The organism is Hydrogenobacter sp. T-8 (assembly GCF_011006175.1).
GTDB classification, from domain to species: Bacteria; Aquificota; Aquificia; order Aquificales; family Aquificaceae; genus Pampinifervens; species Pampinifervens florentissimum.
Window position 1 is genome coordinate 1,648,869 of record NZ_CP048795.1, and the last position, 13,047, is coordinate 1,661,915.

15 protein-coding genes are annotated in these 13,047 nt (G+C 44.1%); 5 read left to right on the forward strand and 10 right to left on the reverse strand.

The annotated features are described in order from the left end of the window. Window positions 1–104 precede the first annotated feature (104 nt). The 3 genes from G3M65_RS09530 to G3M65_RS09540 are packed head-to-tail and all read right to left on the reverse strand — an operon-like array spanning window position 105 to window position 993. Complete coding sequence (locus G3M65_RS09530) at window positions 105–335, reverse strand: hypothetical protein (RefSeq protein ID WP_173834338.1); 231 nt, start codon at window positions 333–335, stop codon at window positions 105–107. Beyond that, entirely contained in the window at window positions 332–592 is a 261-nt protein-coding gene (locus G3M65_RS09535; protein WP_173834339.1) for a hypothetical protein, read from the reverse strand. Before G3M65_RS09535 ends, G3M65_RS09530 begins: the two co-directional genes overlap by 4 nt. Then, window positions 589–993 (reverse strand): hypothetical protein, encoded by a 405-nt coding sequence (locus G3M65_RS09540; protein ID WP_173834340.1) that lies wholly within the window; start codon window positions 991–993, stop codon window positions 589–591. Before G3M65_RS09540 ends, G3M65_RS09535 begins: the two co-directional genes overlap by 4 nt. 94 nt (window positions 994–1,087) lie before the next feature. Here G3M65_RS09540 and G3M65_RS09545 point away from each other — a divergent pair, with 94 nt between their 5' ends. The 3 genes from G3M65_RS09545 (at window position 1,088) to G3M65_RS09555 (ending at window position 3,044) form a co-directional block, all read left to right on the forward strand. Then, window positions 1,088–1,276 carry a ribbon-helix-helix domain-containing protein gene (locus tag G3M65_RS09545; protein ID WP_173834341.1) on the forward strand — a complete coding sequence of 63 codons (189 nt, stop codon included), beginning with the start codon at window positions 1,088–1,090 and terminating at the stop codon, window positions 1,274–1,276. A 303-nt stretch (window positions 1,277–1,579) separates the two neighbouring features. Continuing rightward, window positions 1,580–1,810, forward strand: a complete 231-nt coding sequence (locus G3M65_RS09550; RefSeq protein ID WP_173834342.1) for a hypothetical protein — start codon at window positions 1,580–1,582, stop codon at window positions 1,808–1,810. A gap of 118 nt (window positions 1,811–1,928) precedes the next feature. Further along, window positions 1,929–3,044: a site-specific integrase gene (locus G3M65_RS09555; RefSeq protein WP_173834343.1), complete on the forward strand. Its 1,116-nt coding sequence runs from the start codon at window positions 1,929–1,931 to the stop codon at window positions 3,042–3,044. A gap of 186 nt (window positions 3,045–3,230) precedes the next feature. On the opposite strand, the gene G3M65_RS09560 is transcribed toward G3M65_RS09555, so the two are convergent. The 5 genes from G3M65_RS09560 to G3M65_RS09580 are packed head-to-tail and all read right to left on the reverse strand — an operon-like array spanning window position 3,231 to window position 8,184. Beyond that, on the reverse strand, window positions 3,231–3,848 hold the full coding sequence (locus G3M65_RS09560) for a 3'-5' exonuclease (protein WP_173834344.1): 618 nt from the start codon (window positions 3,846–3,848) through the stop codon (window positions 3,231–3,233). Further along, window positions 3,845–5,698: a putative nucleotidyltransferase substrate binding domain-containing protein gene (locus G3M65_RS09565; RefSeq protein WP_173834345.1), complete on the reverse strand. Its 1,854-nt coding sequence runs from the start codon at window positions 5,696–5,698 to the stop codon at window positions 3,845–3,847. The genes G3M65_RS09560 and G3M65_RS09565 overlap by 4 nt, the downstream gene beginning before the upstream one ends. Then, window positions 5,698–5,925, reverse strand: coding sequence for a YggT family protein (locus G3M65_RS09570; protein ID WP_173834346.1), 228 nt, complete (start codon window positions 5,923–5,925; stop codon window positions 5,698–5,700). The genes G3M65_RS09565 and G3M65_RS09570 overlap by 1 nt, the downstream gene beginning before the upstream one ends. After that, entirely contained in the window at window positions 5,925–7,925 is a 2,001-nt protein-coding gene (locus G3M65_RS09575) for a sodium:solute symporter family protein (RefSeq protein ID WP_173834347.1), read from the reverse strand. The genes G3M65_RS09570 and G3M65_RS09575 overlap by 1 nt, the downstream gene beginning before the upstream one ends. 1 nt (window position 7,926) lies before the next feature. Beyond that, complete coding sequence (locus G3M65_RS09580) at window positions 7,927–8,184, reverse strand: DUF4212 domain-containing protein (RefSeq protein ID WP_173834348.1); 258 nt, start codon at window positions 8,182–8,184, stop codon at window positions 7,927–7,929. Between the two features lie 240 nt (window positions 8,185–8,424). Between G3M65_RS09580 and acs the strand changes: the two genes are divergently transcribed. Beyond that, complete coding sequence (gene acs / locus G3M65_RS09585; RefSeq protein WP_173834349.1) at window positions 8,425–10,317, forward strand: acetate--CoA ligase; 1,893 nt, start codon at window positions 8,425–8,427, stop codon at window positions 10,315–10,317. Here the strand turns inward: acs and G3M65_RS09590 are convergent. Both G3M65_RS09590 and G3M65_RS09595 read right to left on the reverse strand, forming a co-directional pair. Further along, window positions 10,314–10,700: a bactofilin family protein gene (locus tag G3M65_RS09590; protein WP_173834351.1), complete on the reverse strand. Its 387-nt coding sequence runs from the start codon at window positions 10,698–10,700 to the stop codon at window positions 10,314–10,316. The two genes, acs and G3M65_RS09590, sit on opposite strands and share 4 nt — an antisense overlap. A 3-nt stretch (window positions 10,701–10,703) precedes the next feature. Then, window positions 10,704–11,396, reverse strand: coding sequence for a M23 family metallopeptidase (locus G3M65_RS09595; protein WP_305793576.1), 693 nt, complete (start codon window positions 11,394–11,396; stop codon window positions 10,704–10,706). A 259-nt stretch (window positions 11,397–11,655) separates the two neighbouring features. Here G3M65_RS09595 and thiC point away from each other — a divergent pair, with 259 nt between their 5' ends. Then, entirely contained in the window at window positions 11,656–13,023 is a 1,368-nt protein-coding gene (gene thiC, locus G3M65_RS09600) for a phosphomethylpyrimidine synthase ThiC (protein ID WP_173834355.1), read from the forward strand. Window positions 13,024–13,047: the final 24 nt, after the last annotated feature.

Genomic DNA, 13,047 nt, shown 5'->3' on the forward strand with positions numbered 1-13,047 from the left:
CACAGTTTTTAATGTAAAACCCTGTCAAGTCCCCTCCCCTTCTATGCTTTCGTGTTGTGTGTTGTTTAAATGAAGTTTTTCGTTGTTGTCTTCTCGTGTAAAGTTTATGTGGCTTCCATAACCTCTTCAGTAAACTCTCGGATAGCCACATCTAAATCACCCGCTATCTTCAAGCAAATGTCCTTGAGCTTTTTAGGATTGTCATGGTAGGTGTAAAGGCATGCAAGCAGAAGGTCAACAGCGTTTTCAAGCTCAAGGATTAGCCCCATGCCTGCCTTTGCTATAGGGCTGTTTAGCCTGCTAAGTTCATCCTTAACAACCTCATTCGTTCTCATGTTTTACCTCCTTTGCCTTTCATAAACAAAAGCTCAAGTTCTTTGGCAAGATAAATGAGTTCTTGCCTGTTAAGGCTAAAGTTGACCTTGACGGTGTTGTCCTTGTCTCCTTTCTTGCCCTCTGATAGGCTAAGCATCACACCGCCATCCTCTGCTATGGATACGGTTAGCTTTTTGTAGCTTTCAGTCTTATCGTTGTAGTGCAGGAGGCTGACCGCCTCCTGCCAGCCGTTGGTTTGCTTAGGTTTGCCATTCATACTGCTACCTCCATAGAGTTCTTGCTTTCTTGTTCCTCTAAGACCTCAATGACTTGTTTAACAAGCTCCTTTATCTCCTCTTCTCTCTGGGATAGCCTTTCCCATTCCTTTAGCAAAACATCCACCTTGTCCTTACGGAGTTCCTCAATAACCGCCATACCACCTATCCTTTTTATGTTGCCCAGAGACTTCCACACAGCTTTGGCATGCCCTACGGTTCTCCACACATACAGGTAGGTGTTGCCCTTGATAGTCTTAAGGCTGTAGCCTTGCAGGTTCATTAACTTCTCAAGGCTTTTCTTTCTTGCCTTGAGTTCCTTTAGCTCTTCCCTTAGGTCTAAGAGCCAGCTTTCTAAGGTTCTGAGTTCTTGCATGGCTAAACCTCCTTTTAAGGTATTCATAGGGATAATTATAATCCTGTCTCTTAGTCCTGTCAAGTAGTCATGGCATAAAATACAGGTTGACAGAGACATAAAAGCTGATATAATTAAAGACATGCCAAGGATAAAAGGAGCTAAAAGGTTAAGCAGTCTGTTGAGAATTGCAAGGATAGAGTTAAGAGTGCCAGAGGACTTAAAGGAATGGCTTACGCAGAAAGCAGAGAAAGAAGGCAAGTCCCTATCTCTGTTAATCACAGAAATCCTTGAGACCGCCCGCCAGAAGGATGAGGAAGGAAAACAATGAATACCTACGAACTCATAGGCTTTGCCTCAATCCTTCTTGGTGCTTTAGGCATTGGCTTTTCCCTTGCTGTTTTTGTTTACAGAACACTGAAGGAAAGGCATGGTTAGGCTATGTTTGAGCTTGTGGTGGTGCTTGTAGTCGGTTCTGTGATTATTGCTGGGCTTGTCTACATGCTTTATGAAGAGTTTAAGCCTACGCCCCATGAAAAGGGTAAGACTTAAGCCATGTTTTTGTGGTTAACTAACCATAAGGCATTAGGTTATAAGGGTTGGTTAACTGCCATGTGGCTATAGGAGTTTAGGAATGAAAGGCAGTGAGGAAGTGAAGGAGCTAATAGCTTACTACAAGCACCTATTTAGCCATGTGTGGAATGCTTTACTTTTGCTTACTGGTGGTCTTGTGGGGCTTGCTTTTAAGTGGGAGAGCCTGCTTGCAAAAGGGCTAATCTTGTCAGGCTCTTTAGTGTGGGTTTTTCTTTTTATTTTTGCTATCAGTTTACACATAAGAGCCAGAAGGCTCATAAGGAGGTTATAGCAATGGACAAGCTATTAGGCATTAGCATAATCGTATTAATCTCAGTCCTACTTGTAGGTATGCTTGCCTACATGACATGGACTGTCTGGCACGATGAACCTAAGGGTTGAGGTCTGTCATGGCTAAGGCAAGAAAGAAAGGCAAAGTATCCTACGGAGACAACCTTTATGAAATTCATGGCTCTTATTGGCTAAAGTTCACATACAAAGGCAAGACTTACTATGAGAGGATTGGCAAGGTTGATGAAATGCCTTTGACAATGGCAAGGAACATAGCCATAAAGATAAAGCAAGAGATAATTCAAGGCACTTACCTACCAGTAAAAGAGAAGGGACTGACCTTTAGAGAAGTGGCACAGGAATATCTCAAGTGGTATGAGACCCACCATCACAACACTAAGGAAAGCACCAAGAGAAAACACAAGCATGTAGTCCAAAAGCTCGTAGAAGTTTTTGGCTCTTTGCCTGCAAGCAATATAACCACACTGAGAATTGAAAGCTACAAACAGGAAAGGCTTAAAGAAGGAGTTAGTCCAAAAACAATAAACAATGAGCTTTCTACTCTTAGAGCCATCCTCAGAAAAGCCAAAGAACTTGGACTTATCCACTTTGACCTGCCAAAGATAAACCTTTTAAAGGTTAGCAATGAAAGAGTTAGGTATTTACTCCCAGAGGAAGTAGACAGGCTTATAAGCAACCTGCCAGACTGGTTAAAGCCAATGGTAGAGTTTGCCCTTTACACCGGGCTAAGGGCTGGAGAACTCACAAGCCTTAAGTGGGACATGGTAGACTTTGCAAGCTCAAGCCTACAATTGCCCGCCAGCCTTTCCAAAAACAAAGAGACCGCACGCATACCACTAAACTCCAGAGCTATTGAGATACTAAAGGAGATAAAGGAAAAGCAAGAGAAGTCAGGCATAGGACATGGCTATGTGTTTACCAACTCAAAAGGTGAGCCATACTCAGAAGGTGGCTATAGGAAAGCCTTTAACAACGCACTAAGGAAGTCCAACATAGTGGACTTTAGGTTTCATGACCTTAGGCATACCTTTGCCAGCTGGCTTGCCATGAAAGGAGTAGACCTCTACACCATACAACACCTAACAAGGCATAAGTCTACCAACATGGTAAAGAGATACGCCCACCTTAGCCCAGAGCATCTAAGAGAGGCTGTCAAGAAACTGGAGGACATGCCTAAGGTCATACCTTTCCCTAATGCTAAGGAAAATAGTTAACCTGTGGTTAATGCTAAGGCTTAGGTATTCCTAAAACCTTTATCAATCAAGAACTTCAGAAATTTAGCTTTCTGGCTCATAACCCGAAGGTCGGAGGTTCAAATCCTCCCCCCGCAAGTTAAAACCCTTATAAATCAAAGCCTTGAGAAAAGCACCCCTCGTATAACTTAAGGGATAAATAAGGAGCTAAAATCTCCTAACGGGAAGGTCTTCGAGTTTCTTGTAGTTTCCATCTTTCAGAAGTCTTAACAATAGGAGGGCGGTCATATAAGCATCCTCAAGGGCGTTGTGTTGGGTTGATATGGGAAGTTTAAAGATTTTTAGAAGTTCTTCAAGGCTTGGCACTTTACCCTTGTGTTCTACCAAGTCCAACAGGTCAAGGGCGTAGGCTTTCAGGGAAAAACCACATTCTTCTTTTATGAGCCTTTTGAGCATAGCCATGTCAATTTGAAGAAAGTATCCTGCAAGTATACATCCCTTTGCGTATTCTAAAAACTCCATGCATATCTCTTTTCTTGCTCTGGCATTGCGTAAATCCTCTGGAGTTATTCCATGCACCTTTATTGATTCGTTATATTCCCTCGTAGGCTTGAGAAGTGCATAGAAATTCTTACTTAGGTCTACTCTGAGGTTTTCTATCTTTACCGCACCGATGCTTAAAGCCTCGTCCTTTTTAAGGTCAAGCCCAGTAGTCTCCGTATCAAAGACCACAAAGCACAGGTCTTCAGTTTTTGTCTCTTTGTTTACCTCCCAGCTAAGCTCTTCCCTACTCCCTAAGAGTTTATCTATGAGAGCCCTTATCATTCAAAATACCTCAAGTTATATCTTTCATATAGAAACTCTTGAAACTCTTTTATTATCATGAATACATCCTTAAGCGTTCCCTTTTCTGCCTTTGATATTTGGTCAGGGTTTATGTAGTTGTCTGGTTCTTTGCCTTCTTTTATCTTTTGTGCCTGAAATTTAAACCTCATGCCGAGGAGAAATCTGTAGGCTTCTTTTAAGTCTTTTGCATATTCTGGTGTTAAAACTCCGTTTTTACTTAACTCCTCTATACGCTCAAAGGTGTTTTGTTGAGATATACCCTTTTCAAGTGCTAAGGCTCGCACACCCTGAGTTATGGGGAATATGCCACCCTTTTTAATGTCTATCTCACCCTTATGCTCTCCACTTCTTTCTACTACAAAGTCTCTAAAAAATCCAAGAGGTGGCTTAAACCTTACTGCATCTACCGCAAGGAAGGGAATAAAGCCCGGGTTTTTCTTTATGCTATTTTTCACGTGTTCCCAGAGCTTTTGCACCAAAGTTTGGTCTCCAAACACATTTCTAAAGTCAAAGAAGATCGCCACGTTAAGTATGTTTTCTGGCTTTGGCTTTTCAATCCACTCTGACACCACACTTTCCCACTCTCCTGCAGACCTCCTCCAGAAGGGGTTTGATATCATCACGTTCCCAGGACAAGCTGGAAAACCTATCTGAAGAAGAACCTCTATGTAGACTTTTGAAAACCTTTCAAAATATGCCCTTGGCTCAAAGTCAAGAAGAGGATAGTCTTGATATATAAGTGCGTTGTCTTGGTCTGTTTTTAGGCTTTGCTCCTTCCTGCCCTCGCTCCCTAAGACCATTATGCTAAAGGGAACGAGGGGTTCTTCTCCAAGCCTATTCAAAGCTATGTAAACTGCCCTTTTCATAAAGCGGTCGTTTATCTCTGATATGTATTCTCCAAGTTTTTCTGGGTCTGTGCCATGAAAGACCAATTCCAACACCTGCTCTCTTACAAGTCCGTAAAGGTATCTTAGCTCTTGCACTGTCTTTGCCTTGTCTATTTCCTTTATGAGTAGAACCGCATTCTTGCTCTCGTAGGCTATGATATCTCTGTCCTCAAGCAAGCCTATGGGTGTGCTGTTTTTGAGCACGAGTATTTTCCTTATGCCATGCCTTGCCATAAGCACCATGGCTTCGTAAAGGGTTTTATTGCTTTCTATAGAAACTACTGGAAAGGTGGCAACATCTTTCAGTTTTACTTCTTCTGGCTTTAGTCCCTTGGCTAATACCCTTTTTAGCACATCCCTCTCAGTTAGTATTCCCAAACCCTCTTGAAGTCTTACAAGAACATAGGTGCTATCCTTTGCCACCATTTCTCTTATAGCTTCCTCAACTGTCTTAGAGCTATCAAGGGTAAGTGGTGGTCTTAGGTTTAGGTCTTCAAGAAGAACTTCCATATGTTTTTCTACTGTGGAGGTATGCTGTTTTTTTGAGGCAACCAACCTTCTTGCCAGTTTCTGAGTAAAATATTCTCTAAATCCTTCGTGCTCTCCCATTAGGGAGCTAAAAATTTTTCTGTTAAGTAAAAAAACCACACTATCTTCTACAGCCTTTGCGGTTGAAGTTGGTGGGTTTTTGCTCATCAAAGACACATATCCAAAGCACTCACCTTCATGGAGGTATTCCACTGGCTCTCCTTCTCTCTCAAGCAGAACACTACCACTTCTAAGTATGTATAGAAACTCCAGAGGTTTTGAGCCTTCCTTGAATATTACATCACCTTTATTGTAGCATTCCACCAATAGGTTATGAGCTATAGCTCTTCTCTGCTTTTCACTGAGAAGGTTAAAGGGTTCAATCTCCGATAGAAACCTTTCTGCGTCTAACATCAGAATAATTTTATGACCGCATACCTAAGTAATAAAAGGGTAAGAACTATGGCAAGGGTATGACAACAGGGAAGAAACTTCCTGTAGACCCTGTATGCGGGTTCTGTAGGCATATAAAGCATGTTGTAGAAAAAGTTTCTTCTATCTGTTGTGAAAAAGGAAAGGGCGGCTCGCCCAAGGACGAGCCACATATAAAAGGCAAGGCTGTAATTGAGAAACTGCTCCATTACTCCTGAGCTCCAGCCTTTACTGCACCCTTTGGATAGCGTATGCTGTCCACAAAGTCTTGAATGTGCTTGGGTGGGGGTGGTGTAAGCCTTGAGACCACAAGGGCAACCAGGAAGTTAAGAGGCATGCCAAATATACCAGATGCTATGGGCTTTATGCCAAAAAGCTCTATGCCTTTGAACCTGCTAAGGTATAAGTATATGATGGTTACGCTGAGACCTACGATTATACCCGCTATAGCCCCCTGCTTATTCATCCTCTTGTCCCATATACCAAGCACGAGAGCTGGGAAGAGAGAAGCTGCGGCAAGAGAGAAAGCCCATGCAACGAGTTCAACGATTATAGCAAGCCTGAAGCTGGCAACATAGGCGCCTATAAGAGCAACCACAAGCAGTAGAGCTTTTCCTATCTTAACCCTCGTAGAAGGCGAAAGGTTAGGGTTTATCATCTTGTAATAAAGGTCGTGAGATATGGCGTTAGAGATGGTAATAAGAAGTCCGTCTGCAGTGGAGAGTGCTGCGGCAAGACCTCCCGCTGCCACAAAGCCAGCTATAACATAAGGAAGACCAGCTATCTCTGGAGTAGCAAGCACTATCATATCTGGATGTATGGATATCTCCGCAAACTGCACTATCCCATCTCCGTTTAGGTCCTTTATGGTTATCAGGTTTACCTTTGCCCACTTTTGAACCCAGTCAGGAAGTTCACTAAAGGCTTTGCCTACGAGGTTTAGCATCTCGTATCTTCCAAAGGCTGCATATGCGGGTGCGGTTATGTATAGAAGAAGTATGAAGAAGAGAGCCCATCCTGCAGAGGTTCTTGCCTCCCTTACCGTTGGTGTGGTGTAGAACCTCATTATAACGTGTGGAAGCCCTGCGGTTCCGAGCATAAGCATAAGCGTGAGTGCAAGAAAGTTTGCCATGCCTTTTGCATCGGAGGGAGGAGCTATGTAGGATTTTGGAGGCTTGGAAGCCTCAGTTGCCTTCTTCATGGCATCAGTCCACTTTTCCTTGGCTTCCTCAGGAGACTTAGGATACTCTTTTAGCTGTTTTTCTATCTCCGCTCTTTGTGGGTCATCCGCAGGCAGAGCCCTTAGCTTTTCCTCAAGCTCCCTTCTGCCTTGCTCCCAGCTCTGAGGCAGTGCCTCTATCTTTGCCTTTAACTCTTCTGCCTTTTTCTTATGTATTTCTCTAACTTCCTGCTCCTTTGGGTCATCTTTTAGCTGTGCAAACTTCTGTTCTATACCCTGAAGGGCAAAGCCATAGGAGACCTGAGATATGGGATTGCCTGTGTATTTGTAGGAGAGCACGGTCACTGGTATCAGGTAGGCTATTATAAGCACTATATACTGAGCAACCTGCGTCCATGTAACCGCCTTCATACCACCGAGAAAGGAGCAAACCAGAATACCTGCAAGACCCACAAAGACACCCACTTCAAAGGGAAGACCCAAGAGCCTACTGGCGATTATTCCAACACCAGTTATCTGTGCGGTAAGATAAGTGAAAGATACTATTAGCGTTGCGATTATACCTACAAACCTTGGAAGCTTACCACCATACCGAGCATCCAAGAAGTCTGGAATGGTGTATGCACCAAACTTTCTCAGATAGGGTGCAATAAGGACACCCAAAAGCACGTATCCTCCAGTCCAACCCATAATGAAGGCAAGACCGTTATAACCCTGAAGGGCAAGAGCTCCAGCCATTCCTATAAAAGAGGCTGCGGACATCCAGTCCGCTGCAGTTGCCATTCCGTTAAAAACCGCAGGGACTCTTCTTCCTGCCACATAGTATTCTGCAACTTGACCCGTTCTTGAAATAATACCTATGGCAGCGTATACCGCTATTGTTCCAAAGAGGAAGACATAGCCTATAAAAGTGGGAGAGAGTCCAAAGAGCTTCTCACCAATGTAAAGAAGAATGAGAAGTAATATAAGACCACCCGTATAGATGGCGTAGACCTTTCTTAGCCTTTCCGCATAGCTTCTGTCTACCATATTATTCCTCCTCTACTTTGTATTTTTTATCTACGCTGTCCATTTTCTTTGCATAGAAAATGATAAGAAGAAGGAAAACTATTAAAGAACCCTGTGAGCCCATGTAATAACCAAGGGGGAAGCCAAATATGACTATTTTGTTGAGCCAGCCCGATATAAGGGCTGCACCGTAGGAGACAAGAGCCCAGATTAGGAGAACCAGAATCATAAGGTTTCGGTTCTCCCGCCAATAGCTTTCCAGCTGCTCTTTTGACAGCATGGTTTTACCTCCTTTCAAAAGTTTGTGATTTATTTTACAAGTTTTTTGTTTCGTGTCAAGAGTATAGTATCTTTAGCATATATTTATGTTTCTTTTTTCAAAAATATATGATAAAAGTCGTAACATTTTGACAAAACTGATAAAAATTTTAAACCACAACCACTAGTTTTGAATTCCTATCTATACAAATGCAATAGTGGGTTATATTTTTTTTTAATAAACTTGTAGAGGAGGTCCAACATGGAAGTAAGGGAAGAGGTTCACCTCAAGGTGGAGGAAAAGTATAGTCCTCCAGCCCACATAGTAGAGAAGGCATGGGTCAAGGACTACGAGAGCCTATATCAAGAGTCCATCAAGGACAGGGAAGCCTTCTGGGCAAAGGTGGCAGAGGAGCTCCACTGGTTTAAAAAGTGGGACAAGGTGCTCGAGTGGAACTACCCCTACGCCAAATGGTTTGTAAACGGCAAGACCAACATAACCTACAACTGCCTTGACAGGCACGTGCAGGCAGGAAAGAGAAACAAGGTCGCTTACATCTTTGTGGACGAGGATGGAAGGGAGAAGAAAATAACCTACGGCGAGCTTTTGGAGCTTGTAAACCGTATAGCCAACGGTCTTAAGTCTCTTGGTGTTAGGAAGGGAGACAGGGTTTCCATATACATGCCTAACACTATAGAAGCTATAGCTTGTATGCTTGCATGTGCCAGGATTGGTGCAATACATAGCGTGGTCTTTGCAGGTTTTAGCGAGGGGGCTCTCAGGCTTAGGATAGAAGACGCAAAGGCAAAGGTGCTGCTAACCGCCAGCTATACGAAAAGAAGGGGCAAAAAGATAGACCTCTTTGCCACAGCTCAAAGGGCTATAGACGGTCTTGGCTTTGTGGAAAAGGTGGTGGTCTGGGACAGGGACGGTGATGTGCTAAATGGCTCTGGAGGGCTTTTTGTGAGCTTTGATGAGCTTATTAAAAACAGCTCTCCAAATTGTGAACCCGTGGAAATGGATGCGGAAGACCCTCTTTTCATACTTTACACCTCTGGAACTACAGGTAAACCCAAGGGCGTGCTCCATACCACGGGTGGCTATATGGTGGGCACATACTTTACTACAAAGATAACCTTTGACCTTCATGAAGATGACATCTACTGGTGCACTGCGGACATAGGTTGGATAACTGGACACAGCTACATAGTATACGGGCCCCTTGCTTGCGGTGCTACCTCTGTGATAACCGAAGGTGCGCCCGATTATCCTGACCCCGGAAGATGGTGGAGCTATGTGGAAAAATATAGGGTAAATGTTTTCTACACAGCTCCCACTGCCATAAGGATGTTTATGAGGTATGGAGAGCAGTGGCCCGCCAAGTATGACCTTTCATCTTTAAGAATTCTTGGCTCTGTGGGAGAGCCTATAAACCCCGAGGCTTGGCATTGGTATCACAAGCATATAGGCAGGGAGAACTGTGCCATAGTGGACACCTGGTGGCAAACAGAAACAGGCATGCATATGATAACCACCATACCCGCATACCCTGCTAAGCCCGGAAAGGCAGGAAAGCCCTACTTTGGCATAGAGGTGGCGGTCGTAGACAGCCAAGGTAAAGAGCTTCCTCCTAACACTGTTGGAAACTTAGTTATAAAAACACCATGGCCCTCCATGCTTAGAACCTGCTGGGGCGAGCCAGAAAGGTATGAAAAATACTGGAATACCATACCTGGGTATTACCTTGCTGGCGACCTTGCTACTTACGACGAAGAAGGCTACATAATGATACTGGGTCGTGCGGACGATGTTTTAAATGTGGCAGGACACAGGATAGGGACTATGGAGGTGGAAAGTGCAATAGTTGACCATCCAGCGGTGGCGGAAGCGGCGGTTATAGGAAAACCTCACGAGATAAAAGGTGAGTCTATAAAGGCTTTTGTAATTCTAAAGAAGGGCGTTGAACCCACAGACCACCTCAAGGAAGAGATAAAACAGCACGTAAGACAGATACTCGGTGCTATAGCAGTTCCAGATGAGATAAAGTTTGTAGAAAAACTTCCCAAGACAAGAAGCGGAAAGATAATGAGAAGGGTGCTAAAGGCTCAGGAGCTTGGGCTTCCTGTGGGAGATATTTCAACTCTGGAAGACTAAAGCACTTGGGGGCTTTGCCCCCCTTTACTTGCTTCCTCCATAACACATTTCCCGTTAAAGATAGACCCTCTTTCTATGTGAAGCACCTCTGCGGTTATATCTCCTTTTACCACACCACCCTGCAGGTCTACATCCTTAGCCTTTATATTACCCTCAATTCTGCCATATATAACCATGCGTTCCAACTCCAAATTACCCAGTATCTCAGCACTTTTCCCCACTATTAGGCTTGCTTTACCCTTTACGTCTCCTATAACCCTGCCATCTACCCTTACCACCGTGCCATCGGTAAGTTTTATATTACCTTCAAACTCCACTCCCTGGGCTATAAAGGTTTCAACCTTTTCTGGAGCTTGCCTCTCTTGTTTCTTTGAACTGAACATGTTTTACCTCCAAACTAAGAACTTCATAGGGTCTAAAGCCTTGTTGTCCAATATAACCTCATAATGAAGATGTGGTCCAGTAGACCTTCCCGTAGAGCCAACTCTACCTATTATCTGACCTGCTTTTACATGTTGACCATCATGGACCTCAATACGAGATAGATGAGCGTATAGGGTAGAATAACCAGTAGGATGCTTTAATATTATAGTTTTTCCATAATTCCCAAAGATGTCTGCAAACACCACAATACCGTCCGCAGTAGCCCTGACGGGTGTGTTGTATAGTGCTTCTATGTCTATACCTGTATGAAACTCATATCCCCTGCCGAAGGGGTTTTTACGAAGTCCGTAGGTGGAGGTTATGTTTCCTAAAACTGGATAACCTATGGGTAGACCCCTAAGGTTTTTGTAAGTCTCCTCTGCAAAAAGATTTAGAGCTTCAAGTCGGTCTAAATGTGCAGGCTCAAAGGCTTTTCCACCACCTACCGCACCCCTTAAGTTTATTCTTATGCCCCTTTCTGAGAGGTATTTCTGTATATCTAAGAGTTTTTTCTCCAACTCACTAAGCCTGTGCTTTTTTCTTCTATCTTCCGCCTCTCCTCGCCAAGCCTTTTCCACTCTTCTTCTAAGTCCGCAACCTTTTGTGTGAGCTGTTCTTTCTGAGCCAATAGCTTCCACCTCTCCGCATAATTCCAAAGAGCCCAAACCTTAAAGCTTATAAGGAGCAAAAGCACAAAGGAAAGCAAGAGGGACAACTTCCTTAGAGAGGACTTCTTTAGACTAAAGCTGACTGGTTTCCTGTGGTCATGCCATAAAATTGTTATTGTGATCCTATCCTTCCTTTTGACCCTCCAAAAGTCCTACTAAGATTATAACCCTTACAAAAATCATATTGAACTAAATCCCTATGTGCTTATCTTATAAAACACACTTACCAACTCTAAGGAGGTTTATTATGCTAAGAGCGGAGTGGATAGAAGGTAGAAAAAAATACAAAAACAAAACCCAGATGCACCTTGCCCGTCAGGGTATCATAACAGAGGAGATGCGTTATGTTGCCAAGAGAGAAGGCTTGCATCCTGAGTTTGTCCGTCAAGAGGTTGCACGCGGGAGGATGATAATACCTGCCAACATAAACCACCTGCATCTTGAGCCCATGTGTATAGGTATAAACTCAAGGGTAAAGGTTAACGCCAACATAGGAAACTCTGGCTTGGCTTCCGATATACCTACAGAGATAGAAAAGGCAAAAGTAGCTATAAAGTATGGTGCGGACACCATAATGGACTTATCTACTGGCGAAGCCATAAAGGAAACAAGAGAAGCCATAATAGGCGTAAGCACAGTTCCCGTTGGCACAGTTCCCATATACGAAGCCCTCAGGAGGGCAAAGGGTAATGTGAAAAACATGACTGTAGACCTTATTCTTGATGTGATAGAGGAGCAGGCTCAACAGGGTGTGTCCTATATGACCATCCACGCAGGCGTGCTAAGGGAGTTCTTGCCCATGGTTCAACACAGGGTGATGGGGATCGTCTCCCGTGGTGGTGCCATAATGGCACAGTGGATGGTAGAACACGGAAAGCAAAACCCACTATACGAGCATTTTGACAAGATATGTGAGATATTCAAAAAATACGATGTTAGCTTTTCACTTGGAGATGGTCTAAGACCTGGAGCTATAGCGGATGCGTCAGATGAAGCACAGCTTTCAGAGCTCAAAGTCCTCGGTGAGCTTACAGAGAGGGCTTGGAGGCATGATGTGCAGGTGATGGTGGAAGGACCAGGGCACGTGCCTATGGACCAGATAGAGTTCAATATGAAGGTGCAGCAAAAAGTGTGCCACGAAGCACCCTTCTATGTGCTTGGACCGCTTGTGATAGATATCGCACCGGGTTATGACCATATAGCCTCTGCCATAGGTGCAGCGATGGCAGGCTGGTATGGTGCGGCGATGCTTTGCTATGTGACTCCAAAGGAGCATCTTGGTCTTCCAAACCTTGAGGATGTAAAGCAGGGGGTTATAGCCTACAAGATCGCTGCACACGCTGCGGACGTGGCTAAGAACTGGCCCGGTGCAAGGGAATGGGACCTCGAGATGTCAAGGGCTCGCTTTGCCTTTGACTGGAATAGACAGTTTGAGCTTGCCATTGACCCAGAGACCGCAAGGGCATACCATGACGAAACACTACCACAGGAAGGCTACAAGACCGCCAAGTTCTGCTCCATGTGTGGTCCTGAGTTTTGTGCCTATAAGATATCCCAAAACGTCTCTTCTAAGATGGAAGAGGTCCTTCATCTTGAAAACTGGATAGCTCCATAAAAACCTTTTTGGGGGCTTTGCCCC